The 25,238-nt window shown below is 60.7% G+C and carries 23 protein-coding genes and 1 pseudogene; 12 read left to right on the top strand and 12 right to left on the bottom strand.

Translation table 11 applies throughout. The annotated features are described in order from the left end of the window. Positions 1 to 89 precede the first annotated feature (89 nt). The 4 genes from ACZ0AZ_RS13550 to ACZ0AZ_RS13535 all read left to right on the top strand — a co-directional run bounded on the left by ACZ0AZ_RS13550 (position 90) and on the right by ACZ0AZ_RS13535 (position 4,272). Positions 90 to 1,058 carry a LysR family transcriptional regulator gene (locus ACZ0AZ_RS13550; protein WP_039759257.1) on the top strand — a complete coding sequence of 323 codons (969 nt, stop codon included), beginning with the start codon at positions 90 to 92 and terminating at the stop codon, positions 1,056 to 1,058. A gap of 391 nt (positions 1,059 to 1,449) precedes the next feature. Further along, positions 1,450 to 1,824: a DUF6124 family protein gene (locus ACZ0AZ_RS13545; protein ID WP_463537543.1), complete on the top strand. Its 375-nt coding sequence runs from the start codon at positions 1,450 to 1,452 to the stop codon at positions 1,822 to 1,824. Positions 1,825 to 2,647: 823 nt separating this feature from the next. Next, the gene (locus ACZ0AZ_RS13540) at positions 2,648 to 3,622 is read left to right on the top strand and encodes a 2-hydroxyacid dehydrogenase (protein WP_463537542.1); all 975 of its coding nucleotides are present in this window, start codon (positions 2,648 to 2,650) and stop codon (positions 3,620 to 3,622) included. Between the two features lie 140 nt (positions 3,623 to 3,762). After that, positions 3,763 to 4,272 (top strand): DUF2165 family protein, encoded by a 510-nt coding sequence (locus ACZ0AZ_RS13535; RefSeq protein ID WP_463537541.1) that lies wholly within the window; start codon positions 3,763 to 3,765, stop codon positions 4,270 to 4,272. Between the two features lie 18 nt (positions 4,273 to 4,290). Here the strand turns inward: ACZ0AZ_RS13535 and ACZ0AZ_RS13530 are convergent, their stop codons facing one another. Further along, a complete protein-coding gene (locus tag ACZ0AZ_RS13530; RefSeq protein ID WP_129999890.1) occupies positions 4,291 to 5,193 on the bottom strand; it encodes a DMT family transporter in 903 nt (300 codons plus the stop codon). A 141-nt stretch (positions 5,194 to 5,334) separates the two neighbouring features. On the opposite strand from ACZ0AZ_RS13530, the gene ACZ0AZ_RS13525 reads away from it, so the two are divergent. After that, complete coding sequence (locus ACZ0AZ_RS13525; protein ID WP_463537540.1) at positions 5,335 to 6,210, top strand: helix-turn-helix domain-containing protein; 876 nt, start codon at positions 5,335 to 5,337, stop codon at positions 6,208 to 6,210. A 116-nt stretch (positions 6,211 to 6,326) separates the two neighbouring features. Here the strand turns inward: ACZ0AZ_RS13525 and ACZ0AZ_RS13520 are convergent, their stop codons facing one another. The 6 genes from ACZ0AZ_RS13520 to ACZ0AZ_RS13495 form a co-directional block, all read right to left on the bottom strand. Further along, positions 6,327 to 8,756, bottom strand: coding sequence for a TonB-dependent siderophore receptor (locus ACZ0AZ_RS13520; RefSeq protein WP_463537539.1), 2,430 nt, complete (start codon positions 8,754 to 8,756; stop codon positions 6,327 to 6,329). Positions 8,757 to 8,968: 212 nt separating this feature from the next. Continuing rightward, on the bottom strand, positions 8,969 to 9,958 hold the full coding sequence (locus ACZ0AZ_RS13515; protein WP_463537538.1) for a FecR family protein: 990 nt from the start codon (positions 9,956 to 9,958) through the stop codon (positions 8,969 to 8,971). Further along, positions 9,955 to 10,521, bottom strand: a complete 567-nt coding sequence (locus ACZ0AZ_RS13510) for an RNA polymerase sigma factor (RefSeq protein WP_463537537.1) — start codon at positions 10,519 to 10,521, stop codon at positions 9,955 to 9,957. The genes ACZ0AZ_RS13515 and ACZ0AZ_RS13510 overlap by 4 nt, the downstream gene beginning before the upstream one ends. A gap of 1 nt (position 10,522) precedes the next feature. After that, complete coding sequence (locus tag ACZ0AZ_RS13505; RefSeq protein ID WP_039759271.1) at positions 10,523 to 10,849, bottom strand: DUF3325 domain-containing protein; 327 nt, start codon at positions 10,847 to 10,849, stop codon at positions 10,523 to 10,525. Continuing rightward, positions 10,849 to 12,432 (bottom strand): PepSY-associated TM helix domain-containing protein, encoded by a 1,584-nt coding sequence (locus ACZ0AZ_RS13500; protein WP_463537536.1) that lies wholly within the window; start codon positions 12,430 to 12,432, stop codon positions 10,849 to 10,851. Before ACZ0AZ_RS13500 ends, ACZ0AZ_RS13505 begins: the two co-directional genes overlap by 1 nt. Continuing rightward, positions 12,429 to 12,734 carry a DUF3649 domain-containing protein gene (locus ACZ0AZ_RS13495; protein WP_415763605.1) on the bottom strand — a complete coding sequence of 102 codons (306 nt, stop codon included), beginning with the start codon at positions 12,732 to 12,734 and terminating at the stop codon, positions 12,429 to 12,431. Before ACZ0AZ_RS13495 ends, ACZ0AZ_RS13500 begins: the two co-directional genes overlap by 4 nt. Before the next feature lie 188 nt (positions 12,735 to 12,922). Between ACZ0AZ_RS13495 and ACZ0AZ_RS13490 the strand changes: the two genes are divergently transcribed. The 3 genes from ACZ0AZ_RS13490 to fecA all read left to right on the top strand — a co-directional run bounded on the left by ACZ0AZ_RS13490 (position 12,923) and on the right by fecA (position 16,762). Then, a complete protein-coding gene (locus tag ACZ0AZ_RS13490) occupies positions 12,923 to 13,411 on the top strand; it encodes a sigma-70 family RNA polymerase sigma factor (RefSeq protein ID WP_129999898.1) in 489 nt (162 codons plus the stop codon). Continuing rightward, positions 13,408 to 14,340, top strand: coding sequence for a FecR domain-containing protein (locus ACZ0AZ_RS13485; protein WP_463537535.1), 933 nt, complete (start codon positions 13,408 to 13,410; stop codon positions 14,338 to 14,340). Before ACZ0AZ_RS13490 ends, ACZ0AZ_RS13485 begins: the two co-directional genes overlap by 4 nt. A gap of 88 nt (positions 14,341 to 14,428) precedes the next feature. After that, positions 14,429 to 16,762: a TonB-dependent Fe(3+) dicitrate receptor FecA gene (fecA, locus tag ACZ0AZ_RS13480; protein ID WP_463537534.1), complete on the top strand. Its 2,334-nt coding sequence runs from the start codon at positions 14,429 to 14,431 to the stop codon at positions 16,760 to 16,762. Between the two features lie 88 nt (positions 16,763 to 16,850). Here the strand turns inward: fecA and ACZ0AZ_RS13475 are convergent, their stop codons facing one another. After that, positions 16,851 to 17,258: an HPF/RaiA family ribosome-associated protein gene (locus ACZ0AZ_RS13475; protein WP_039759281.1), complete on the bottom strand. Its 408-nt coding sequence runs from the start codon at positions 17,256 to 17,258 to the stop codon at positions 16,851 to 16,853. Positions 17,259 to 17,458: 200 nt separating this feature from the next. Next, positions 17,459 to 18,406, bottom strand: a complete 948-nt coding sequence (locus ACZ0AZ_RS13470) for a LysR substrate-binding domain-containing protein (protein ID WP_463537533.1) — start codon at positions 18,404 to 18,406, stop codon at positions 17,459 to 17,461. Between the two features lie 135 nt (positions 18,407 to 18,541). Here ACZ0AZ_RS13470 and ACZ0AZ_RS13465 point away from each other — a divergent pair, with 135 nt between their 5' ends. Further along, positions 18,542 to 19,918 (top strand): L-serine ammonia-lyase, encoded by a 1,377-nt coding sequence (locus ACZ0AZ_RS13465; protein WP_463537532.1) that lies wholly within the window; start codon positions 18,542 to 18,544, stop codon positions 19,916 to 19,918. Between the two features lie 263 nt (positions 19,919 to 20,181). Next, a complete protein-coding gene (locus ACZ0AZ_RS13460; protein WP_016771632.1) occupies positions 20,182 to 20,499 on the top strand; it encodes a DUF3509 domain-containing protein in 318 nt (105 codons plus the stop codon). Here ACZ0AZ_RS13460 and ACZ0AZ_RS13455 read toward each other — a convergent pair. Beyond that, positions 20,496 to 20,996: a phosphate-starvation-inducible protein PsiE gene (locus ACZ0AZ_RS13455; protein ID WP_039759287.1), complete on the bottom strand. Its 501-nt coding sequence runs from the start codon at positions 20,994 to 20,996 to the stop codon at positions 20,496 to 20,498. The two genes, ACZ0AZ_RS13460 and ACZ0AZ_RS13455, sit on opposite strands and share 4 nt — an antisense overlap. 346 nt (positions 20,997 to 21,342) lie before the next feature. On the opposite strand from ACZ0AZ_RS13455, the pseudogene ACZ0AZ_RS13450 reads away from it, so the two are divergent. Further along, positions 21,343 to 21,597 (top strand): annotated as a pseudogene (locus ACZ0AZ_RS13450) (YebG family protein); the annotation flags it as partial. Positions 21,598 to 21,752: 155 nt separating this feature from the next. Here ACZ0AZ_RS13450 and ACZ0AZ_RS13445 read toward each other — a convergent pair. Continuing rightward, a complete protein-coding gene (locus ACZ0AZ_RS13445) occupies positions 21,753 to 22,772 on the bottom strand; it encodes a Glu/Leu/Phe/Val dehydrogenase family protein (protein WP_039759291.1) in 1,020 nt (339 codons plus the stop codon). Between the two features lie 184 nt (positions 22,773 to 22,956). Between ACZ0AZ_RS13445 and ACZ0AZ_RS13440 the strand changes: the two genes are divergently transcribed. Continuing rightward, positions 22,957 to 23,760 carry a SirB1 family protein gene (locus ACZ0AZ_RS13440; protein ID WP_039759293.1) on the top strand — a complete coding sequence of 268 codons (804 nt, stop codon included), beginning with the start codon at positions 22,957 to 22,959 and terminating at the stop codon, positions 23,758 to 23,760. Positions 23,761 to 23,850: 90 nt separating this feature from the next. Here the strand turns inward: ACZ0AZ_RS13440 and ACZ0AZ_RS13435 are convergent, their stop codons facing one another. Then, positions 23,851 to 25,221 carry an MFS transporter gene (locus tag ACZ0AZ_RS13435; RefSeq protein WP_129999902.1) on the bottom strand — a complete coding sequence of 457 codons (1,371 nt, stop codon included), beginning with the start codon at positions 25,219 to 25,221 and terminating at the stop codon, positions 23,851 to 23,853. Between the last annotated feature and the right edge of the window lie 17 nt (positions 25,222 to 25,238).

Raw genomic sequence — 25,238 nt, 5'->3', positions numbered from 1 at the left:
TGTTACGGTTAACGAGATAATCCCTTGGTCGGGGGTCTCAGCCCCTGAAACTTCGTGTCACAATTTGCCATCTCCCTTGAGAGCACCCCATGGACACTTTGCAAAACATGCGCGCCTTCAGTTGTGTTGCCGAAGCGGGCAGTTTCACCGCCGCCGCCGTGCAACTCGACACCACCACTGCCAACGTCTCGCGCGCGGTCTCCAACCTCGAAGCCCATCTGCAAACGCGTCTGCTCAATCGCACCACCCGGCGCATCGCCCTGACCGAGGCCGGCAAACGCTACCTGCTGCGCTGCGAACAAATTCTGGCCTACGTCGAAGAAGCCGAAGCGGAAGCCAGCGACGCCCACGCGCGCCCGGCCGGGCAGTTGAAAGTGCACACCATGACCGGCATTGGTCAGCACTTCGTCATCGACGCCATCGCCCGCTACCGCAAGACCCACCCCGACGTGACCTTCGACCTGACCCTGGCCAACCGCGTGCCGGACCTGCTCGACGAGGGCTACGACGTGTCCATCGTGCTGGCCAGCGAACTGCCCGACTCCGGTTTCGTCTCGCAGCGCCTGGGCATCACCTACAGCATCGTCTGCGCCTCGCCGGCCTACGTAAAAGCCAACGGCGCCGCGCAGAAACCCAGCGACCTGCTCAACCACGCCTGCCTGCGCCTGGTCAGCCCGGTGATCCCGCTGGAGAAATGGGCCTTCGACGGCCCGGACGGCCAGGAAACGGTCACCATCAACAGCTCACCGTTCCTGGTGAACTCTGCCGACGCCATGAAAACCGCCATCACCAGCGGCATGGGCGTCGGTGTGCTGCCGGTCTACGCCGCTATCGAAGGCCTGCGCAACGGCACCCTGGTGCGGGTCATGCCGAACTACCGCTCACAGGAACTCAACCTCTACGCGATCTACCCGTCACGGCAGTACCTGGATGCGAAGATAAAAACCTGGGTGGAATATTTGCGCGGATCGTTGCCGGAGATATTGGCGGCGCATCAGGCGGAATTGGTCGCGTATGAACTGACCGGGAGTTTGGCAGGCGTCCGCGTTGCGACCTGAGTTTTAAACACTTGCAGGTTTCGTGTAGGAGCTGACGAGTGCAACGAGGCTGCGATCTTTTGATCTTGCTGTTTAAAAATCAAAAAGTCGCAGCCTACGACAGCTCCTACATCGCGGTGTTTTCAAGGAAGTTTCCGACAGGTTTTGCAGGTTGTCCGTCGGAAGAGCGCTGGCTAGGATTTGGCGGTTGCTGACGAATCAGCGACCGGACTTGGTCGTCCGGGTTTAGAATGGCGCACATTTTCAAGCATGCTTAATGGCGAGCTGTGCGTGGGAGGGCCTCGTCCCTGCCGGGTTTCCATTCCCTGGTCGACCAACCCGCGTACGGTTCGCCACCCGATTGCTTGGTCGCAGTCAGTGGCGAACTCCACTTCCAGAATGGAGTTTCACCATGTTCAAACCCACACCCAATCCCCCCGAGTCCGAAAGCACCTCACCCTACCAATCCCCCGACTCAACGAAACTCCACGACGCCGCCGAGCGTGCGCTGGATCACTACCTCAAACCGCCCGCCAGCGCCCAGCAAAACCACAAACCCAGCACCATGTTCCAGGTCGCCCCGGACCAGGACAACGAAAGCCTGCTGGCCCACGCCTGCGAATCCCTCGCCTCGGCGAGCATCATGAGCAGCGACATCGCCGCCCACGTCGACAGCCCACAGCGGCACACCATACTGGCCATCCAGCAGGTGATCGTGCTGGCGGAACTGGCGGTGAATCGGGTACTGGATAATTACGAAATCGACCAATCCCCGACACACAATTAAGCCTCTGAGGGAGCGAGCCTGCTCGCGAAGGCTTCGGCACATTCAACATTCGGGTGTCAGATAAACTGCTTTCGCGAGCAGGCTCGCTCCCACAATTCTGGATCGTGTATATCCAGCAAGATATGAGCCGGCTGTCAGACCGCCTTCGCTGGCAAGCCAGCTGCCACAGGGACGGGGTGAATCTGGCAGAGAGAGGTTGGCCGTGAACAGAGTATCTACAGTTTGGATCGTGTACATCAGCGAGAAACAGGTCGGCTGGCAGGCCGCCTTCGCTGGCAAGCCAGCTCCCACAGTTTGATCGGGTGCGTTCAGTGAGAAACAGGTCGGCTGGCAGGCCGCTTTCGCGAGCAGGCTCGCTCCTACAAAAGCAAAGGCAAAGCAGCGCAGCTGCCCGCGGCGAAGCCGCCCCACTCAACAATGAGCGCAAGCTCGAGTGCTTTTGATCTTGATCCACCGGCGACGTCGGAAGGCTGAGTGGAGGGACTGATCCGGGCGTGGGAGCGCAGCGACCGTCTGGCGCAGCCAGACACAGCGGAAGGAGGTGCAGCGAAGCAAACCGGAGCCGCTGCGCCCGGATCAGTCCCGGAGCGAAGGAACCCGAGCCTGCGAGGGCCGAACGTAGGAGCTAGCGTTTTTTGCTTACTTTTTTAGGCGCTTGTAAAAAAGTAAGTCGCCGTCAGGCGAAACCGCCAGCCGCCGCACTGAAACCTTCGGATATTCACACCGGACAACCCAAGGCATGGTCGGCCCAGAGGCCGCCAAGACAACCCGAACAAGAAAATGTTAGCGTGCTTGCAATCAAGCCCCGACGAGTCCAAGCCCAATGAAAAAAACAGTCCTGGCCTTCAGCCGCATCACCCCGCCCATGATCGAACGCCTGCAACAAGAATTCGACGTCATCGTCCCCAACCCCAAGGCCGGTGACATCAACGCCCAGTTCAACGAAGCCCTGCCCCACGCCCACGGCCTCATCGGCGTCGGCCGCAAACTCGGCCGCGCACAACTGGAAAGCGCAACAAAACTCGAAGTGGTCTCCAGCGTCTCGGTCGGCTACGACAACTACGACCTCGACTATTTCAACGAACGCGGGATCATGCTCACCAACACCCCCGACGTGCTCACCGAAAGCACCGCCGACCTCGCTTTCGCCCTGATCATGAGCAGCGCCCGCCGCGTCGCCGAACTCGACGCCTGGACCAAGGCCGGCCAATGGCAGGCCAGCGTCGGCACCCCGCTGTTCGGCACGGATGTGCACGGCAAGACCCTCGGCATCGTCGGCATGGGCAACATCGGCGCCGCCGTCGCCCGGCGCGGGCGCTTCGGCTTCAACATGCCGATCCTCTACAGCGGCAACAGCCGCAAGACCGAACTGGAACAGGAACTCGGCGCGCAGTACCGCGGCCTTGATGAGCTACTCGCCGAAGCCGATTTCGTCTGCCTGGTGGTACCGCTGAGCGACAAGACCCGCCACCTGATCAGCCATCGCGAGCTGACGCTGATGAAGCCGAGCGCCATCCTGGTCAACATTTCGCGCGGCCCGGTCGTTGACGAGCCGGCGCTGATCGAAGCCCTGCAAAACAACCGCATCCGTGGTGCCGGGCTCGACGTCTACGAGAAAGAACCACTGGCCGAATCGCCGCTGTTCCAATTGAAAAACGCCGTGACCCTGCCGCACATCGGCTCGGCGACCACCGAGACCCGCGAAGCCATGGCCAACCGCGCACTGGCCAACCTGCGCAGCGCCCTGCTCGGCGAACGGCCGCAGGATCTGGTCAATCCGCAGGCCTGGCGCGGCTGAAAAAAAGGGCCGGCGCAACGTTGCGCCGGCCTTCACCTTACATAACTTGCAACCGAACAAAAAAGCCAGACCAAGTAACAGCCATATAAGCTCTCGCAACTTATCAACTTATTGATTAATTGCCATGGAGAGCTTATACCGTGAACACCCTGACCACCGACAAACTCATCCGTTACAGCAAAGTCATCTTGATGGCTTATATAAGCTTCTTCGGCTTGCTGGTGATGATTCATAACTTCACCGACTACGAATCCAATTACACTTATGTGGCGCACATCCTGAGTATGGACACCACTAACGCCAGCGGAAACATCATGTACCGGGCCATTGACTCGCCCATGATCCACCACCGGATCTACTGGTTCATCATCACCATGGAAGTCACTTACACGGTGCTCTGTCTGATCGGTACCTACCAGTTATATCGCTACATTGATGCTTCGGCTGCAGCGTTTCATGAAGCCAAGAAGTTTTCGATCATGGGCATATTGGTCGCCATCTTCATTTATTACGTGTGCCTGCAAACTGTCGGTGTTGAATGGTTCGACATGGACACTTCGCAATCATGGAACGCCAAGGACTGGGCACGACACATTGTCGACTTTATCTTCCCGGTAATGATCTACATCACCTTGAAAGTCGAGCGCTGAACAGCAGCGCTCGTTTTATCAAGCCAACTTTCCCTGCCCGGCGGACAACAGTGGTTTCGGTTTACGAAACACCAGCACGTTGCCCAGCATCACCAACACCAATCCGGCGAGCGCTGGCGCGGTCCATTGATAACCTTCGGCAAACGCCGACACGTTCAACGCCACCACGGGGAACAGTACCGTGCAATAAGCCGCACGCTCCGGCCCCATGCGCCCGACCAGCGTCAGGTAGGCGGTAAAGCCGATCACCGAGCCGGGAAGCACCAGATACAGCAACGCGCCGACGTAACGCGGCGACCAATCCATGTCGAAAGGAATGCCTTTGAGCAGACACCACACCGACAACATCGCCGCGCCGTAGGCCATGCCCCAGGCATTGGTGGTCAACGGCCTCAACCCTGCTTTCTGTTGCAGACTGGAGAGCATATTGCCGGCTGAAAAACACAAGGTTCCGCACAGCGCCAGACCAAGACCGAGCAAGGTTTGCGGAGTGGCCTCATGCCCCGCCAGCTCCGGCCAGAACAACAGCCCCAACCCGAACAGGCCGAGCGCACCGCCCATCAACACATTTCGCGCGATGCGCTGACCGAAGAACACCCGCGCATTCAGCGCGTTCCACAGCGTTGCCGTGGAAAACACCACCGCCACAAGCCCGCTGGGAATCCACTGACTGGCGGTCAGAAAGCACATGAAGTTGATGCAGAACAGGCACAGGCCCTGCAAGACGCAGATGAGGTGCCCACGCCGATTCATCGGTTGCAGACGTCGGCTGAGCAGCAGCAACGCAAACAACACCAATGCAGCCAGGCCGAAGCGATAAACGATCGACACAGGAATTTCGACCACGCCCAATTGCCATTTCAAGGCGATCCAGGTGGTTCCCCAAATCAGCACGGTCAGCAGGTACAACGACAGGTTCATGGCAGACACTCCTTAAACAGGCCTTGAGTGTCTGCCTTGGCCATCCTTCGGCGCTTGCAGAATCTTGCGCTTTTGTCTGCCAACTGGCTGGCAGCGCCACGTCTACGGAGTAGGATGCGAAGGCGTTGAAGAGAACCGCACATGGCCGCCATCGATACCCTGCAAGTCTTTCAAGCCCTCAACCGCTCGCCGAATGCACGTCTGGTGCACAGCGCCGAGCTCGGCGACGGCTTGTCTGCGGCTTTGTGGACCAATCACCACGACGCCCAGGAATATGAAGCGCCGAGTCATCACACCTTGTCCTGCTATATCGCCGGCGGCACTGGTACATTTCGCCGTGGCCAGCCGGGCCGCAAGGGCGGGCCGGACAAACTGTGCATTCTGCCGGCCGAGCATGAATCGGGCTGGGTGATCAATGGCGACATCCGTCTGGCGCACCTGTATTTCAGCGCCGAACAATTCGCCCTCGGTTGCGTGACGTTGCTCGATCGCGAGCCGCGCGAGATGCAGTTGCGCGAACAGACCTTTCTCGAAGATCCGGAGCAGGCCCAGCGCTTTCGCCGATTGTTGAGCCTGAACTGGGAAGAGCCAGCCGAACGCTTGCTGACCAGCAGCCTCGCCCACGAATTGATCAGCCACACCCTGCTCAGCCAGGTCGGTGCGCGTCAGGGCTTGCGCCTGAAGGGCGGACTGGCGCCGCATCAGCGTCGGCAACTGGTGGAGTTCATCGACAATCAGTTGGCTGAGCCGATCAGCCTCGGGCAACTGGCCGGGCTGTGTGCACTGTCGGAATATCACTTTGCGCGGATGTTTCGCCTGAGCTTCGGCCTGCCGCCGCATCAATATGTGCTGGCGCGGCGCTTGAGCCGGGCACGGGAATTGTTGCGCGGCACGGCGCTGCCCTTGGGGGAGATTGCACTGGCGTGCGGGTTTGCCAGTGCCAGCCATTTCACTAATCGGTTCAGGCAGGTTTTGGGTGGGACGCCGGGCGAGTATCGGCAGGCGTTTTTGCGTTAGAAACTCGTACCTTTTCGACAGTGATGGCCCCTTCGCGAGCAGGCTCGCTCCCACCTTGAAATGCAGTCTCCTGTGGGAGCGAGCCTGCTCGCGAAGAGCGTTGATGCGGTTTTGGATCAGAACTCCAGGGTGCTGGACAAGGAAACCTGCCGCGAATCCCCCATCGACACAAAGAAGCGGCTCGCCGACGAGGTGTAATAGGTGCGGTCGAACAGATTCTTCACGTTCAACTGAAACTTGACCTTCTGCCCTTCAACCGTGGTGTCGTAAGTGGCAAACGCATCCGCCACGGTGTAGCTCGGCAGATCGAAATCGTTCACCGCGTTGCCGGCACGCTCGCCGACGTACCGCGCACCGGCACCGACACGCAGTTGGTCGCCGCCAAACACATTGCCGAAGTCATACACCGCCGACAGCGAGCCGGAGTTCTTCGCTACGTTTTGCAGGCGCTTGCCTTTGTATTCCGGGTCTTCGGTGACTTCGGCATCGGTGTAGGCATAGCTGCCGATCAGGTTCCAGTGCTCGCTGAGTTGCCCGCTCAGATCCACTTCCAGACCGCGTGAACGCACCTCGCCTGCCGCGCTGTAGATCGTGGTAGGGCCTTCGGAATTGGCCACCAGCACGTTGCGTTTCTTGATGTCGAACAACGCGATATTGCCGGTGATGCTGCCCGGCATATCCAGCCGCGCGCCCAGCTCCCACGACTTGGCTTCTTCCGGCGCAATGCTGCCGTCGAGCACGGTACTGCTGCCGCTCAGCGGGGCGATGGTCGAGTTGGGCTTGAACGATTCGGTGTAGCTGCCGTAGAACGACAAGGCATCGGTGTAGCGGTACACAAGACCGGCACGCGGCACCCACTTCTGCCCATTGCTGTCGGTATTGGCCTTGAACGGCACGCCTTTGCCGGCGTATTGGTCGTACTCCTGAAAACGTCCGCCAGCGACCAGAATCCACTGCTCGTTGAGGTGAATCGAGTCCTGCAGGAACAGCGAGTCGCTGCGCAGTTTGTCGGTCTGCGCGCTGTCGGGCGCACTCACCGTAGTGCCCATCACTTCGCGACCATAGACCGGGTTGAGATAGCTGAAGGTGCTCAGGCTTTTCTGCCGGATCAGATCCTCGCGGTAGATCTTGCGGTATTCATCATCAACACCGAACACCAGATCGTGCTGCATGCCCAGCACATTCACTTTGCCTTCGAGGCTGGCGGTGGTGAAACGATCGGTGCTGATCGCGTTTTGCGTGCCGTCCATGCTCCGCGTCAGTGTGCCTTTTTTGGTGTCGATAGCAGTCACGCGCACCTGGCTGGCGTCGTAGGTCTCGCGATTCCAGCTGTAGCCGAAGTGGGCTTTCCAGTCGTCGTTGAGTTCATGGTCGGCTTCGAAATGGTAGAGATCCGAGCGCCCTTCCATGTCGTTGAACGGCTCGTCGAGACGCTCCTTGCGCGAGATATCCAGCGGATGATTGGTGCGCGGATCGATCAAGGTGCCACGGTCGAACGGGGTGAGAAATTCGCGGTGCTCGTAGGCGAACAGCAGCTTGGTGCGCTCGCCGTACCAGGCCAGCGACGGTGCGATCAGCGTCTCGCGATGGGTGCCGAAGTTGCGCCAGTAATCTTCGTCTTCATGATCGACGACCATGCGATAGGCGAAGCCGGAATCACCCAGCGCGCCGGTGCTGTCGAAGGCGCCGCCGCTGCCGTTCTTGCCGTCACCGTAGGTCGAACCGCGAACCGTCACGGCGTTGTACTGGGTCAGTTCGGGCTTCTTGCTGACCAGGTTGACCACGCCGCCCGGGTCCTGAATCCCGTAAAGCAACGAGGCCGGGCCCTTGAGCACTTCGACGCGATCCACGGTCGCGTTCATGCCGCGGCCCTGCACCAGCGGCATGCCGTCGCGCATGATCGAGCCGTTGCGATTGTCACCGAAACCGCGAGTCATCACCGAGTCCTGGGTACTGCCCAAGGTGTTGCCCTGGGTGATGCCACTGACATTGGCCAGCGCGTCGTCGAGATTGCGCGGCGCCTGATCGCGAATGACCTGCGCCGGGATGACATTGACCGTCTGCGGAATCTCTTGCAGCGACGCCGATGAGCGCATCACCGAACTGGTTTCCGGCGGCTGATAACTCAGCGATTCGTCGCGCGTGGACGTGATGGTGGTGGCGCCGAGATTGAGCGCGCCTGCGGTCGGCATCGGTTCCAGCGCCAAGGTATGACTGTCGGTGCGGCGAAAGCGCAGGCCGGAGTTGCCGAGCAACCGTTGCAAGGCCTGCTCGGCACTCATCCGGCCGTTGACTGCCGGAGCATCGAGGCCGTACGGCGCTTCGTCGGTGTAGACCACGCTCTGCCCGGTCACACGGCTGAAGTCACTCAGGGCCTGGGGCAACGGTTTGGCGGCTAGGGCAAAATTGAATTGCTGTTGCGCCTGATTGCTCACCGTTTCAGCGGCCAGCGCCACACTCATCGGCAGCAATGCCAACGCGGAAAAACTCAACGCCGACACGCTTAACCACTGTTTGACCGAACCGGATTTTGCCCTGGACTTCATTGCTCAATGACCTGTGTAGAACCGCAACGGATGCGAATGGCTCGCAGTTTCAGTCACTACACGGATGGCGCTCGGGGTTACCTCACCTTTAAATTGAAAATATTTTTTGGAGGATTTGTTGCCTGGAGTGACGCCTTCGCGAGCAGGCTCGCTCCCACCTTTGGAATGCGTTCCCTGTGGGAGCGAGCCTGCTCGCGAAGAGGCCGGCAGCCTCAGCGCAGAATAATCAGTTGCCCCAACACCCGATGCTGCTCAAATCCCAACACCCCCTGCAACGAATTGAGCACCGCCTGCGGGTCCTTGCTCGGAAAGCTGCCGCTGACCTTGCGCGCCGCCAGCTCATCGTTGAGCAGCACAATCCGCCCCGGGTAATACCGACGCAGATCCTCAACGACATCGGCCAGCGCGGTCCTGTAGTAAGTCAGCCAGCCCTGACGCCAGGCCAGTTGCGCTTCACTGTCCACGGCATGCATTTTTTCCGCCGTGCCGTCGGCGTAGGCAACTTGCTGGCCGGCCGTGAGAATCTGTTGTTGGCCATGCTCGTCCGCCGTGACCGCGACACGTCCGGACAACACCGTCACCTGCGCACCGTGGGGTTGTCGGCGTACTTCAAACTGGGTGCCCAGCACCCGCGCCGCGCCCTGCTCCGCCGCCACCACAAACGGATCGCCGGTGTGAGTGACGCTGAAGAAAGCAGCGCCACGAATCAATTGCACACGGCGCTGACCGCGGCTGAAATCCACAGCAATCGCACTATCGGCATCCAGTGTCACTTGCGACTGATCGGCCAGTGTCACCGTGCGAATTTCGCCAGGCGTGGAGACATGATCGGCGCGCAGATCGTCGAGCCAGCGCTGCGCCTGCCACCCCGTGCCGAGGCTGACCATCAACAGTAGACACGCGGCCAGCGCCAGCGCGCCTGACCAACGCCACGTCGGCGAGCGACGCGGGGCGTCCATTGCCTGCAGATAGCCATGCAGCGCGAGCGCATCTTCCTCGGCCAACATGCGCGCCGGGGCTTCGCTGAGTTCCCAGATCACCTGCGCCTGCGCATACGCTTCGGCATGGGCGGGGTCGGCGCGCAGCCATTGGCTGAAGGTCAGTTGATCGCCAGTGCTCGGGCGGTCATGCAGCAGGCTCAGCCAAGCCAGCGCGGCCTGCTCCTGGGCCGGTGTCGGCGTGATCGGGTCTGATGGCTTCACGGTACTTTCCCTGGCAGGCGTGGCGCGGGGTCGCGCAGGCTGGCCTTGCAGGCCTCGAGGGCGCGCATCATATGTTTTTCCACGGCACTTTGGGACAGGCCCATGGCCTTGGCGATCTCGGCGTACTTGCGCCCATGAATGCGATTGAGCAGAAAGATCTGCCGGGTACGCTCGGGCAAGGCGCGCAATGCTGCTTCGACGTGACGCAGATCATTGCCGGCCTCCAGCGCAGCCTGGGGTTCGCTGCCATGGCTGTCGGGTTCGTCCGGCTGCCAGCCTTCGTTGACCCGCGTGCGCGTGCCTTCACTGCGCAAATGATCGATGGCGATATTGCCGGCGCAGCGCAGCAGATAAGTGCTGAGCTCTTCAACCTGGATCAGCGGCCGGCGCCAGAAGCGCAAAAACAGATCCTGGACCAGATCCGCCGCCGTCGCCCGACAACCGACGCGCCGGTTCACCAGCGCCTCCATTTGCGCACGCTGGGACAGAAACACCTGGAGAAAATGCGCACGCGCGCCACGCGCTTCATCGTCGCGCGATTCCGGCGGCAGACCGATCAGCACTTCAGCACAGCGCCCAGGCGGCGACCGGGCTCGCCAGCAGGCTCAACCCGGCCAGGGCCATGGCCAGACGCGGGCGATACGGCAGCAACAGCACCAATGCCAAAGCGCTGAGCATCAGCACCGCGAACCAGTCGACCAGACCGAAACTCCAGCCACTGGCCGCGACCGCTGCCCACAGCGAAAGCGCCAGCAACAGCCATCCCGCCAACGCCAGACCCTGACGGCGGCGCGTCGACGGTTTGGCGCCGAGCAATTCGGCGTGATGACGTGGCATCGACAGGCACAACGCGGTGAAGCCGGCATAGGTGAGCAACAGGGCCAGCAGCATCAGTTGGCACCCTGTTCGACAGTGATCGAGCGAGGCGAAGAACCTACTTGGCGAACGCTGGCGTGGTTGCCCGTACGCTGCATCTTGCGCGCAGCCCAGCCAAGAAAAAGCCCCGTTGCCAGACAAGTCAGATCAAATCCGGCCAGTGCCCAGTCGCGCTGCATCAGGCTGGCGCCAAGATTCCACGGTGTGGTCAGCGCATTGATCAGCGGCACCGCGATAAACAACGCGGCGCCGAGCGTCAGCTGTTCGATCCACGCCTTGCGTCCCGGACGCAATACCGCGTGCACCACGCTCAGGCCCCAGACTATGAAGAACGCGTTCACTTCCCAATCGGCCCGCCCTCCCAGACTCACCGGCAGCAGTCGATTGGCCAAAAAGAACACCGCCACCGCCCATACCAGCCCGGCCATACTGGCGATATTCAGCACTTCGACCAGACGCAATTCGAACGGCATCGCCGCACTTTTAGCGTGCTTGAGCTGCCGCTTGCCGAGCCAGATCACCAGTCCGGTGCCGATCATTGCCGTGGCGGCCAGTCCGCAAAGGAAATACAGCCAGCGCAACAGCGGCCCGGCGAAATGGCCCATGTGCAAACCGTAAAACGCGCCACCCACCGCCATCGCCATGGGCTGATCGGGGGTGCTGCTCAGAAGCTGCCCGGTGACGCCGTTGAAGGTCACCGCCCGGCCGAAATCATGCACCACCCGATCGCCCGCGCGGGACAGCACCACCGTGGCGCTGGTATCGCCCGGATTGCTCACCGACAGGCGCGCCGTGTGGCCGCCCGACCATTGCTCGCTGGCCTTCGCCAGCAACGGCGCCATGGCGCTCAACGGCGCGGCAATAGCGGCGCGCTCGGGCGTCTTCGAGGCGGGAAAGACCTCGTCGTAGAACTTGCGCACGTCGCTGCCGTAAGAGGCGACGATGCTGGCTGGCATGACCATCGACATGAAAATCACCAGGCTGCTGTAGGTGATCATCAAGTGAAACGGCAGCACCAGCACACCCACCGCGTTATGCCCGTCGAGCCAGGAACGCTGGCCCTTGCGCGGGCGGAAGGTAAAGAAGTCCTTGAAGATTTTCTTGTGGGTGATGATGCCGCTGATCAACGCGACGAACATCACCATCGCAGCGAAGGTCGCCAGCCAGCGGCCCCACGGATAAGGCATCTGCAACTGGAAGTGAAAGCGGTAGAAGAACTCGCCGCCCATGCTTTCGCGGCCCTGTACTTCGGCTCCGGTCTGAGCATCGAGGGTCCGGGATTCGAAGCGGCCGCGCTCGCCGGGTTTGCCCGAAGCCTGCTGCCAGCGCACGGTCAGACCGGGATCGCGAGCATCGGGCAAATCGATCAGCCAGCGCGAGGCACCGGCGGCGTGTTGCTGCAGATAGTTTTGCGCGAGCGTCAGGCTCGCTTCGGCATCGAGTGGATGCGCCACAATTTCCGGCTGCATCCAGTGGCTGATTTCGTCTTTGAAGTAGGCGAGTGTTCCCGTCAGGAAAATCGCGAACAACAACCAGCCGAACACTAGCCCGGCCCAGGTGTGCAGCCACGCCATTGCCTGGCGGAAACCTTCTTTCATGCCAGCCCCAGACCGCGCGCGGCACCGGAAATGGTGGCGAGGATCACGCTCGGCACCAACAGGCCGACCCATGCCGACCATGCGCTGCGGCAGGCGAAACACCAGAGCACCGCGACCAGATAGACCAGAAAGGACACGGTCATGCCAGTGACCACCGCTTCGGCGCGGTTCAGCGGCAGCCACAACGTCAGGGTGACACTGGCCAGCGCCGCCACCAGATAGCCGCCGAAAATCGCCGCCAGCACTCGCGAAGTGACGGCCAGACGATAGGACATGGGAAGGGTTACGAGTTTGCCTTTCATGTTTCGACCCTGAAACGAAAAACATTCGGCCAACAAGCCGAATCTACAGGCGAGCAATATTAATGATAAATATTCTCATACGCAAAAGCATCTGATTGCCGGACACGGTCGCCAACCCCTACAATGCGAACCGTTCTTGTTCTCTAACGTACGTTCTCTACGCAGGTTTTGCGTCCGGAGTGATTTCGTTGCCGCCCGCCCATCCCGTCGAATCGCTCTACAACGCCCATCACAGTTGGCTCACCGGCTGGCTGCGGCGCAAGCTCGGCTGTCCGGACAGCGCGGCGGATCTGGCCCAGGACACGTTCATCAAGGTGCTGACCGCCCGCGAGCCACCGGTGATCATCGAACCGCGCGCCTTTCTCACCACGCTGGCCAAGCGCGTGCTGTTCAATCATTACCGGCGCCAGGATCTGGAACGCGCCTACCTCGAAACCCTGGCGCAGATGCCGGAAATGGTCGCGCCGTCGGAAGAGCACAAAGCGATCATCCTGCAGACACTGGTCGAACTCGATGAGCTGCTCGACGGTTTGCCGCGCCAGGTCAAACACGCTTTCCTGCTCGCTCAGGTCGATGGTCTGACTTATCCACAGATCGCCGCCGAACTGGGTATTTCCGTGGCCACGGTCAAACGCCATTTGAACAAAGCGGCCATGCGCTGCTATTTCGCGTTATGAATCGTGTGCCGGAATTTTCCGCGCAGGTCGCCGAACAGGCGGTGCACTGGCAGCTGGAAATGCAGCAGGGCACGCTCACCCCGCGCCAGCAACAAGCCTGGCAACAGTGGCTGGACGCACACAGCGAACACCGCCGGGCGTGGGAACACATGCAGCGGGTCAATCAGCGTCTGCGTGGTGTTTCCTCGCCGTTGGCCCACGCTGCGCTGAACGGGCCGAAGTCGAGCAGTCGCCGTCAGGCGCTGAAACTGTTGCTGATTCTCGGTGCCGGCTCAGCGGCGACGTGGGGCCTGCGCGAGCACACGCCGCTGCCGTCGCTGCTCGCCGATTACCGCACGCCGGTCGGACAGCGGCGCAAGATTGCCCTGAGTGGCGCCGATTCGTTGCAGCTCAATACCGCCAGCTCGGTTGATGTGGATGGTGCGCAGCGGTTGATTCGTCTGCTCGACGGCGAAATGCTGCTGAGCGCTGCGAGTCCGTTCGAAATACGCACGGCGCACGGCGTACTGAAAACCCAAGGAGCGCGCCTCAATGTGCGGCAGTTTGCCGAACGCACGCAGATCGCGCTGTTCGAAGGACGAGTCGAACTCACCGCCAACCAGCGCGCGCCCGTGCTACTGCCGGTCGCGCGGCAGTTGAGTTTCACTGCCAGCTCCGTCAGCGAATCCAGGCCGCTGGACGCCAACAGCGGCGCCTGGACTGACGGCATGCTGGTCGCCGCGCATATGCGCCTCGGCGATTTCCTCGAAGAGCTTGGCCGCTACCGGCGCGGGCAACTGCGGTGTGACAGCCAGGTTGCCGATCTGCTGATTTCCGGGACGTATCCGCTGGATGACAGCGAGCGGATTCTCGACCTGTTGCAGATCAGTCTGCCGGTCAGAGTGAAGCGCTTTACCCGTTATTGGGTGAGCGTCGAAGCGCGGGTGTAAAAAAACGCCACAACCATGAGCCGTTTTTCAGATCTGGCGTGACAGAGAAGGAAAGCCCCCTTGATTCCACCTTCTCAGGATCATCCACATGCAGCCCACCCGCCTTACACCACTGGCCCGCAGCCTGCGCAATCTTCTGCTCGGCGCTAGCCTCAGCTTCACCGCCCTGCCCGCCGCGTTGGGCGCCGAGGCCAAGGTTTATCACATCGCCCCGGCGCCACTGGAAACCGCGCTCAACCAGTTTGGCCGTGAAGCCGGCGTGCTGATTTCCTTTGGCTCGCAAGTCACCAGCGGTGTGCAGAGCCGTGGTCTGGAAGGCAACTACACCGCGCAACAAGGCCTCGATGCCTTGCTCGAAGGCACCGGCCTGCAAGCCCGAGCCGAGGGTGACAACGCCTTCAGCCTGCAACCGCTGGCTGACGCGGCGCTGGAGCTGGGCACCTCGACCGTGGTCGGCGACTGGCTCGGCGACGCGGCGCAGATCAATGTCTTCGAACACCCCGGCGCGCGTGATGTGATCCGCCGCGAAGAGTTCGAACGGCAGGGCGCGACCCAGGCCCGCGACGTACTTAACCGCATCCCCGGTGTGAATGCGCCGGAGAACAACGGCACCGGTAGCCATGACATGGCACTGAATTTCGGCATTCGTGGTTTGAATCCGCGCCTGGCCGCACGCTCGACCGTATTGATGGACGGCATCCCGGTGCCTTTCGCGCCCTATGGTCAGCCGCAGTTGTCGTTCGCGCCGATCAGCATGGGCAACATGGATGCCGTGGACGTGGTGCGTGGCGGCGGCGCGGTGCGTTACGGCCCGCAGAACGTCGGCGGCGTGGTCAACTTTGTGACCCGGGCGATTCCCGACGAGCCAACAGTCAAAGGTGGTTTCCAGACTGAAACCAGCCCATCGTCGAGCCACGACGGTTTCAAGACCAGCGCCAATCTGCTGGCCGGCGGCACCAACGCCAACGGCCTCGGTGGTGCGCTGTTGTACTCCGGCACCCGTGGCGGTGACTGGCGTGAACACAGCGATACCGAGATCGACGACCTGATTCTCAAGGGCAAATACCAGCTCGACGACGCCAACAGCTTCAACGCCATGGCCCAGTATTACGAAGGCAAGGCCGACATGCCCGGCGGTCTCAACGTCGCCGATTACGATGCCGATCCGTATCAGTCGACGCGGCCGAAAGACCAGTTCTGGGGCCGCCGGACTATGTTCAACGTCGGCTATCGCTATCAGGAAGACCGCCGCGAGTTCACCGCCAACACCTTCTTCACCAAAACCCTGCGCAGCGGTTATCTGGATCAGGGCACATTCCTGTCGCTATCGCCGCGCGAGTACTGGGTGCGTGGTCTGGAAACCCGTTTCGCCCAAGGCTTCGATCTTGGTCCGAGCAGCCACGAAGTCGGCGTCGGTTACCGCTACATCAACGAGGCCGGCCACGAACTGCGCTATCGCACGCCGATCAGCGCCAACGAATACCCGACCACCAGCAGCCGCAACGACCGCGACACTCGCGGTGGTACCGAGGCCAACGCATTCTTCGTCGATGACCGTATCGATATCGGCAAATGGACCATCACCCCGGGCGTGCGCTACGAGATGATCGAGTCGCAACAGACCAACAACCTGACCAACGTCAAATACAAGGGCGACTACAACACCGCGCTGCCGGCGCTGAACGTGCTCTATCACCTGACCGACAGCTGGAACGTGTACGCCAATACCGAAGGCTCGTTCGGCAGCGTGCAATACAGCCAGATGCCCAATCGCGTGAGCAGCGGCGAAGTGAAACCGGAAAAGGCCCGCACCTGGGAACTCGGCACGCGCTACGACAACGGTGCCCTGCGCGCGGAGATCGGCGCATTTCTGATCAACTTCGACAACCAGTACGAAAGCAACCAGACCAACGATTCGGTGATCGCGCGCGGCGAAACCCGCCATCAGGGCATCGAGACCAGCGTCAATTACGCGCTCGACGACTTGAGCCCGGCGCTGGCCGGTTTCGATGTCTACGCCAGTTATGCCTATGTCGACGCAACTATTCGCGAGGATGGTCCGAACAAAGGCAACCGCGTGCCGTTTTCCTCCAAACACAAAGGCACGATTGGCGTCGGTTATACCGAAGGGCCATGGAAGCTGAATCTGGACAGCAGCTTCCAGAGCGACCAATTTGCCGACAACGCCAACACTTCGAAGGAAAGCGCCGATGGCAGCACCGGCAAGATTCCCGGCTACATGCTGTTCGGCAGCCGCGCCGGGTATGACTTCGGACCGCAGCTTTCCGATCTGAACGTGGCGGTGGGCGTGAAGAACATTTTCAACACGCAGTACTTCACACGCTCGTTCGATGACAACAACAAGGGCAAGTACGTGGGGGAGCCGCGGACGGTTTATGTGCAGACTTCGGTGGCGTTCTGAACAGACTCTGAAGCCTTCTCCCCATGCGAAAAAAAACGGGCCTGCATCAGCAGGCCCGTTCTCCTTAGTCACTTGTGAAATCAGCGCATCAACTGTTGATCGCTGCCTGTTCGTTCTCGTCGAATTCTTCCGCCAACAGCTTGTCGTTGGCTTTGCCGCTAAATGGCACTACAGCGGCGCGTGGTTTACCTCGCAGTTTGCCGAACAGATGATCCAGTTTGTGCTCGAGTTTCTCGGCAGCACCGTCGATCGCCTGTTCCAGCGAATCGGCTTTGTGGGTCACGGAAATCGGTTGGTGGCCTTTTGGCCGCGCTTCCAGTTGGCAGCGCAAGTCATGGGGACCTGGTTTCTCGCCGTTCTCGTCGCTGAGGTGGACTTCGACACGGGTCAGGTCTTCTTCATAACGGTCGAGCGTGCTCTCAATAGTTGTACGTACCCACTCCTCCAGTCGCTTACTGCTTTGAATATGGTTATCGCTGTTGACTTGGATTTGCATAGTTCATCCCTTATTTCAGCTAGCTCGCTGGAGGCCTTGAAGTGAATTTCCTGACCTCCTGGTTACAACAATCGGCCCGAGCGGCGAACATTTCAACCCCTGAAAAAAGAAAAATATTCATTCGCAAAAAAAGCCGGACAACCGAGCGAGGCGCTGTTAAGGTCGGGAGTTGGGTCGCCTCGCCCATTGGCAAAATCTGTTCACAATTGCCCGTCATTCAGCGGGTGCAGACTGCGGAAAATTCCCGCCTCCTCCACCAGCCAGTCATGCACAGCGCGCACGCCCGGATGGCTCAACGCCCCCGGCGCATACAGCAGCACGTAACGCTTGTGATTGGGCACCGACAGGCCGAACGGCACGATCAACGTGCCGCGCTCCAGCTCATCGTTGAGCAACGTGCGCCGGGCAATCGCCACGCCCATGCCGGCAATCGCCGCTTCGATGGTCAGGTGATTGCGATTGAACGTGTGGCCGCGTCGTACATCGGCACCTTCGAAGCCGATCGCATTCAAATAGAATTCCCATTCCGCGTATTCGTAACTGCCACGCCAGGCGGTGATGTCGTGCAGCAGCGGGAAATGCACCAGATCCGCCGGCCCGTGCAGCGGCGGGCGGCCGCGCAGCAGGCTCGGCGCGCACACGGGGAAAATCTGTTCGTCGAGCAAGGCTGTGGATAACAATCCCGGGTAGCTGCCATCGTTGAGGTCGATGGCCAGATCAAAATCGCCCTCGTGCAACGGCACGCTGCTGTCCTCGGCCACCAGGCGCAGCTGGATATCCGGAAAACGTTGCTGCAAGCGCGGCAGGCGTGGGGTCAGCCACTGGCCGAGAAACGACGGGATCGACCGCAACCGCAGCGTCCCGCTGATCATCCCCGCGTCCAGCCGGCGCAGTTCCGCATCGATGCTGCCATAGGCTTCGTTGACGGTCATCGCCAGCCGCTGCCCCTGCGCACTCAACTCAACGCCCCGCGCGCGCCGATGAAACAGGCGAAAGCCCAAGCGTTCTTCCAATTGGCGAATCTGCTGGCTGACCGCGCCCGGGGTGATGTGCAGCTCTTCGGCACAACGGGTGAACGACAGGTGCCGCGCGGCACAGGCAAACACCTGCAGCCAGACATAGGTCTGGGCATGCAATTGACGACTCATTGTTTAGTCCTGCTAAAGGCTGTCTTAGGAGGTTTCGTTGGTCACCTCGAAGCGAGGCAGGCAGTATCGCCGACATTGCGCTCGTCCGACAAAAAATGGCAGCGATTCCTACTCCATTGCTTGTAAGGGTTTAGCATGGCTATCAGTGTTTTCGATCTATTCAAAGTGGGCATCGGCCCGTCCAGTTCCCATACCGTCGGTCCGATGCGTGCAGCCGCGACCTTTGCCCAAGCTCTGATCGATCAGCATCTGCTCAATGATGTGCGACGTGTGCAGATCCGCCTGTACGGTTCGCTCTCGGCCACCGGCGTTGGTCACGCCACTGACCGTGCAACGGTCATGGGCCTGATGGGCGAGTGGCCGGACAGCGTCGATCCTTCGACCATCGATCCACGCATTCAACAACTGCGCGAAACCGGACAACTGTCCCTCGCCGGTCGACGTTCAATTGCTTTTGACTGGCACAGCGATCTGCTGCTGCTCGACGAAAGCCTGCCCTACCACCCTAACGCCATGTCGCTGACTGCATTCGGCGAAAGCGCCGAGCTGTTTGCGCAAACCTATTATTCGGTGGGCGGCGGTTTCATCGTCGAAGCGGCTGAAGCCGAATCCGGTGTGGCGCCCGCCAGCGACGTGGTGTTGCCCTACGATTTTTCCAGCGCCGCCGAGCTGCTCGCTTTGTGCAAACAGCACAATCTGCGCGTTTCCGAACTCATGCTGGCCAACGAGCGCGCCTGGCGCAGCGACACCGAGATCCGTCAGGGCCTGTTGCACATCTGGTCGGTGATGCGCGAGTGCGTCGAACAAGGTTTGCGCCACGAAGGCATCCTGCCCGGCGGTCTGAAAGTACCGCGTCGCGCGGCGAAACTGCACCGCAGCCTGTTGGAAATCGGCAAACCGAACGTGATCAGTTCGACCCTGTCGGCGATGGAATGGGTCAACCTGTTCGCCCTCGCCGTCAACGAAGAAAATGCCGCTGGCGGGCGCATGGTCACCGCGCCGACCAATGGCGCCGCCGGGATCATTCCGGCCGTTCTGCACTACTACATGAAATTCAATCCGGATGCGTCTGATGATGACGTCGTCGCGTTCTTTCTCGGTGCAGCTGCCGTCGGCATTCTGTGCAAGAAAAATGCATCGATCTCCGGCGCCGAGGTCGGTTGCCAAGGCGAAGTTGGCTCGGCTTGCGCAATGGCTGCCGCCGGCCTGGCCGACGTGCTCGGCGCGACGCCGGAGCAACTGGAAAACGCTGCCGAAATCGGCCTGGAACACAACCTCGGCCTGACCTGCGATCCGGTCGGTGGCCTGGTGCAAGTGCCGTGCATCGAGCGCAATGCCATCGCGGCGGTGAAGGCGATCAACGCCACGCAAATGGCCCTGCGCGGCGACGGCAATCACTTTATTTCCCTCGACCGGGTGATTCGCACCATGCGCGACACCGGCGCCGACATGCATGACAAATACAAGGAAACTTCACGGGGCGGCTTGGCGGTGAACTGGGTCGAATGCTGATCGGCCTGATTGCACTGTCAGCGATCATCGGCTCATTCCTGCCCTGAAAACGCGCCACAAAAAACGGCGAGCCCCGAGGCTCGCCGTTTTTTTCGCCGTGTTTATTGTTCGACAATTTTTCCGGCATGCCCCTTGCTACGTCACCCTTGAGGCAAACGGACATTGCAAACCTCAGCGAACGAGATGCCAGTGGTCTGGTGTTGCGAACCAAATCGGATCATGGCCGGTCAACAACTGCACGTTCAATCAGGCGGTGACGCATCATGGACAACCCATTTCAAATCATTACCGATGCCTTCGCGCCGGACTATCAGATCAATCTGAGCATTCAGGGCCTGGACGGCAGCATCATGCTGACGCTTTCCAACGCCGGCCGCATCGTGGCCAAGCGCATGATCAGTGCCGAACAGCGCAACGATCCCGAGCGTTTGAAACGGCTGGTGCAAAGCATCCAGTTCGGCATCGCCATCGAACAGGGCCACAGCGCCATGTCGATTCTCGAAGCCATGACCAGCGGCGCCGGACTGACCCCGCCACCGCCACGCGTCAAGGGCCAGCCCGGCCAGGCGGCGGGCCTTTAGAGCTCGCCCTTCTCCACTTCAGGATGTTCGCTGGAGCCCGTGCCGAGCTTGCGCTGCGGGTTCTCGATCTTCACCGAAGGGAATTGCGACGAAGCGTAACGCACCACCAGGATCGCAAACGCCAGCAGCAGAATGCCGCCGCACAGGTAGATGATGCCCATGTCCGGCGGGTTGTGGTGCGAGACGTTGGAGATCAGCAAGCGCGTCAGTGCAGTGATCGCCACGTAGATCAGGAAGCGCACCGGCATGTGGTTGGTCTTGAAATAAATCCCGACCATCGCGCCCAGTTCCAGATAGATGAACAGCAACAGAATGTCATCGATCTTGATGTGCCCGACTTCGAGCATCCCGAGAAACTCCATCACCGCCGCCCACGCCGTCACCGCACCAATGGCGAACAGCGCCAGATAGTGGAAGGTTTCGACGAACAGGTTGCCCAGGGACTCGGCCAGTTGATGCACGTTACGCCGCAGTTTCTCGGCCCAGTTTATTTTCACGATGAGTTTCCTTAGCCCGTTTCGGGCGGATGATGCGTATCGCACGTGACGGTTTTGCGCGCGCGCCTTGTTGCAACGGTTTTCATGCAGGTTCAGGGCCACGCATCATGGCGATCCGCCGCAAATCCCGCGCCGTGGCGTTTGGTCGCAGGCTCGCGGCTTTGCACAATCCCCGTGGGAGCGAGCCTGCTCGCGAACAGTAACGCCACGGCTCACTGACAAACGCCAAATCCGGTCTACATTGAAAAGCCACTACCCATGGCGCAGGGATTCGCTTATCCTTTTCGCTGTATATGGATACAGTAGTCGTCAAGACAACTTAATGTGAAGGCATGTGAGGTGGTGAATGGCCGTCGAAGTGGTATACCGCAGCAGCCGAGATCTGGAGCGCTTGTTCATGGATAAAGCCGAAGCTGATCGTCATGACAAAATGCTCGAACTGGCCGAATATCTGGCCGATGTTTTGCAAAAAGCCGTTCCGTCCTTGACTGAACAGCAAGTGGAAGAAGCCGGAATCTACATGGCGAAGAATCGTGATGTGTTCGCCCGAGCATTCAAGAGCCAGCCCGATGCGCTGTCGGAGCTGATCAATGCGCCGGCCGAGCCTGTCGAAAAAGCTGAAGCGACAGAACCTGATGAGACGCCGACGAAGCCAGCCAAAGCAGCGAAAGCGCCGAAGTAATTAAAAAGATCGCAGCCTTCGGCAGCTCCTACATTCCGAGTGGAGGAGCTGCCGAAGGCTGCGATCTTTTGCTTTCAGCGATACAAAACCTTCTCCGCCAACTCATCCGCCACCCGCGCCGGCGAACGCTTTTCCGCCTGCGCGTGGGCAAAAACTTCGGTCAACCGCGAACTGATTTTCGACAGATGCGCCGTGATGGTCGGCAATTCCTCACCGCGATGTTTCAGCGAAACGTAGATCAGCCCACCGGCATTGATCACATAATCCGGCGCATAAAGAATGCCGCGCCGTTCCAGCTGATCCGCCACATCCAGATGGGAAAGTTGATTGTTCGCCGAACCGGCCACTGCTGAACAACGTAGCTGTGAAACGCTGTGACTATTAAGCACCCCGCCCAAACCGCAAGGCGCGAGAATGTCGCACGGCGTGCTGAGCAATGCATCGTTAGCGATCGGGTGCGCGTTGAGCTGTTCCATTGCCAGTTGCACCTTGCCGTGATCAATGTCACTGACCAGTAATTCGGCGCCTGCCGCGTGCAGCTGCTCCGCGAGCGCGTAACCGACATTGCCAAGCCCCTGAATGGCAATGCGCAAACCTTCGAGGTTGTCGCTGCCCAGACGCGCCATCGCCGTGGCGCGAATGCCGGTGAACACGCCCATGGCCGCGTGCGGTGCCGGGTCGCCTGCCGAGGTGGTGCTGGTGACATGCCGGGTCTGCTGGGCGATGCAGTCCATGTCGGCCACTGAAGTACCGCTGTCGATGGCGGTGATGTAGCGGCCGTCGAGTTGCTCGATGCAACGACCGAAAGCCTCGAACAACGCGGCGCGATTCTCGACATGGACCGGGCGCACGATCACCGCCACCCCGCCGCCCTGCGCGAGGCCGGCGAGCGCCGCTTTGTAGCTCATGTTTTGCGCCAGGCGAATGGCATCCTCGACCGCAGCTTCGTCGTTGGGATAGGCAAGGTAACGGCAGCCGCCCAGGGCTGGCCCCAGGTGGCTGTCATGAATGGCAATGACCGCCTTCAACCCGGTGACCGGGTCGACGCTAAGGTGCAGCGATTCCAGGCGAGTGCTTTGCATGAGAGCGAACATCGACAGGCTCCCGAATCACTTCTTGTAGAACGCCAGTATAGGCTTGCCCCTGAAAATTGCTGGCGCACACCGGCATGAGCCGCCGAGCGGACAATGTTACGCCGCGATAACTTGCGCTCAACGCGCCCGGTACTGGACGAACAACCCGGACGGGGCTAAAACGAGGCATTGGAGGGAGATTCAGATGAGTGCGCGCCAACGCTTTTTCGAATGCCTGCATCGTTCACCGCCAGCCCTGCTGGAAGCTGCGCTGTGGATAAGTGCCGAGCACGACAAAACTCTCGAGCCCGAGACATGGTTGCGTACCTTCAAGGATCTGCAATTACGCGTCAGCTACGGCCTGCCGATGCTGCCGGTCAGCGAACTGGCGCAACCGCTGTTGCGGCGCATGGTCGATCTCGGCTTCGCCCAGGATGATTTCCTGCCGCTGCGTCCACAGGCAGCGCTGCTGCATCGTGTGTTACACACCCAGCGGGGTCAGCCGTTGGCATTGGCGTTGATCGCACTGGAACTGGCGCATGGCCTCGAGATTCCTTTGGTCGGGGTCAACTTCCCCGGGCATTTCCTGTTGCGGGTACCCGGCGCCGACCACTTGCTCGACCCTTGCGGAGGTCGACGCTTGTATCCCAACGACTGTCGCGAGCTGTTGCAACGTCAATACGGACCGAACATGCAGCTCAGCGCCGAGCATCTGCTCACCGCGACGCCAGTGCAGATGCTCCAGCGCCTGTCGCGCAACCTGCGCCAATTGCATCTGACCCACGACGATCACATCGCCGCGCTGATCGACGCGGAACGAGTGCTCGAACTGGGTGGCGCGAAGGCTGCCGATTACATGGCTCGCGCCAGTTTGTATCAACGGCTGGATTGTCCGAACGCTGAACGCTTCGATCTGGAGCACGCGCTGTTGCTCAGCGAAGATCCGATCCAGCGCCTGCGCCTGACCGAACGCCTCGGTCATCTGCCGCCCAACTCCGTCGTGCATTGACCACCTTCCGCAGGCTTGTCCCCATCCTTGAGCCCACACAAACCTGTGTGGGAGCGAGCCTGCTCGCGAAGCAGGCACCTCGGTCTCCGGTCAAACCACGTTATCGTTCTTCGCGAGCAGGCTCGCTCCCACGGTGGCTCGGGAGGCATCAGTCGGCGAGCGCACCTGAATGATCAGCAGCGCGGCAATCACCGCCGGGATCGCGCAGAAGAAGAAAATCTGCTCCACCGGAATGTGCATCGCCAGCAGCAGACTGCCGAACAGCGGCCCGAGGATCGAACCGAATCGGCCTACGCCCAATGCCCAACCGGTACCGGTGGCGCGCACATGAGCCGGGTAGAAATTGCTGGCAAAGGCATTCAGCGTCAGTTGCCCGCCAATGATGCAGAACCCGGCAGCAAACACACAGGCCACCAGAAAACGCGGATCGTCGTGGTTGAGCCCGAGCAGAATCGTGCACAGCGCCGCCCCTGCCAGTACGCCGGACAACAGGCGCACCTTGCGTTGCAACCGGTCGGCGAACCAGGCCATGCAAATCGCGCCCAGGGTCCCGGCGAACAGGAACATCGACGTCACCAGGTTGGCTTCGTTGAGTTTCAATCCGCTTTCCAGCAGCAGCGTGGGCAGCCAGCTGATCATGAAATACAACAGAATCAGGCTGACAAAAAACGTCGCCCAGATCAGTAGGGTCGGCCGCGCATAGCCGTTGCGAAACAACTCGACCACCGTCAGTTTGCTGCCCTGCTCGCGCGCGTTCTGCTCGACGCTTGCCACTGGTGGCTGCCAGTCCGGCAACATCCGCGCGGTGACCTTGCGCAGCCGAGCATACGGCGGTGCATCACGCAGCAAACGTGGCAGCGATTCCGGGAGCATCCACCAGAGAAACGGGAACAGCAGCAACGGCGTCACGCCGCCCGCGAGGAACACTGCCTGCCAACCGAACTGATCGATAAAACCGGCCGCGACAAAACCGCCCGCCGCCCCACCGAACGAGAACCCACAGGCAGCCAGCGTCACCATCAAGGTGCGCAGACGCGGTGGCGAATATTCCGACATCAAGGCCATCGCGCTGGGCATTGCGCCGCCCATGCCGATGCCGCAGATGAATCGCGCGATCATCAGCGTGTTGAGCGAATCGGCGAACACCATCAGCACCGTCAGCGTGGCGTAGATCAGCACGCAGGCGAGCAGAATTCGCCGCACACCGAAACGGTCAGCCAGTGGCGTAACCGCGAGAGACCCGAGGGTGAGGCCGAGCAGGTTGGCGCTGAACACCGGGCCGAACGCAGACTTTTCCAGACCCCAGTCCTGAGCCAGCGCGGGCACCACATAACCGAGCACCTGGGCGTCATAGCCATCGGTGACCAGCAACAACGCCAGCAGGATCAGAAGCACCCATTGATAGCGGGACACAGGCCGGGCGTCGAGCGCCGCGCGGAAGCTGGCAATCTGGTTATGCATCGCAAGGTACCTGTTTT

Source organism: Pseudomonas sp. AC239, from assembly GCF_979258545.1.
The sequence above is the reverse complement of the archived record's forward strand: the minus strand, read 5'-3'. Positions and strand labels throughout refer to the sequence as shown.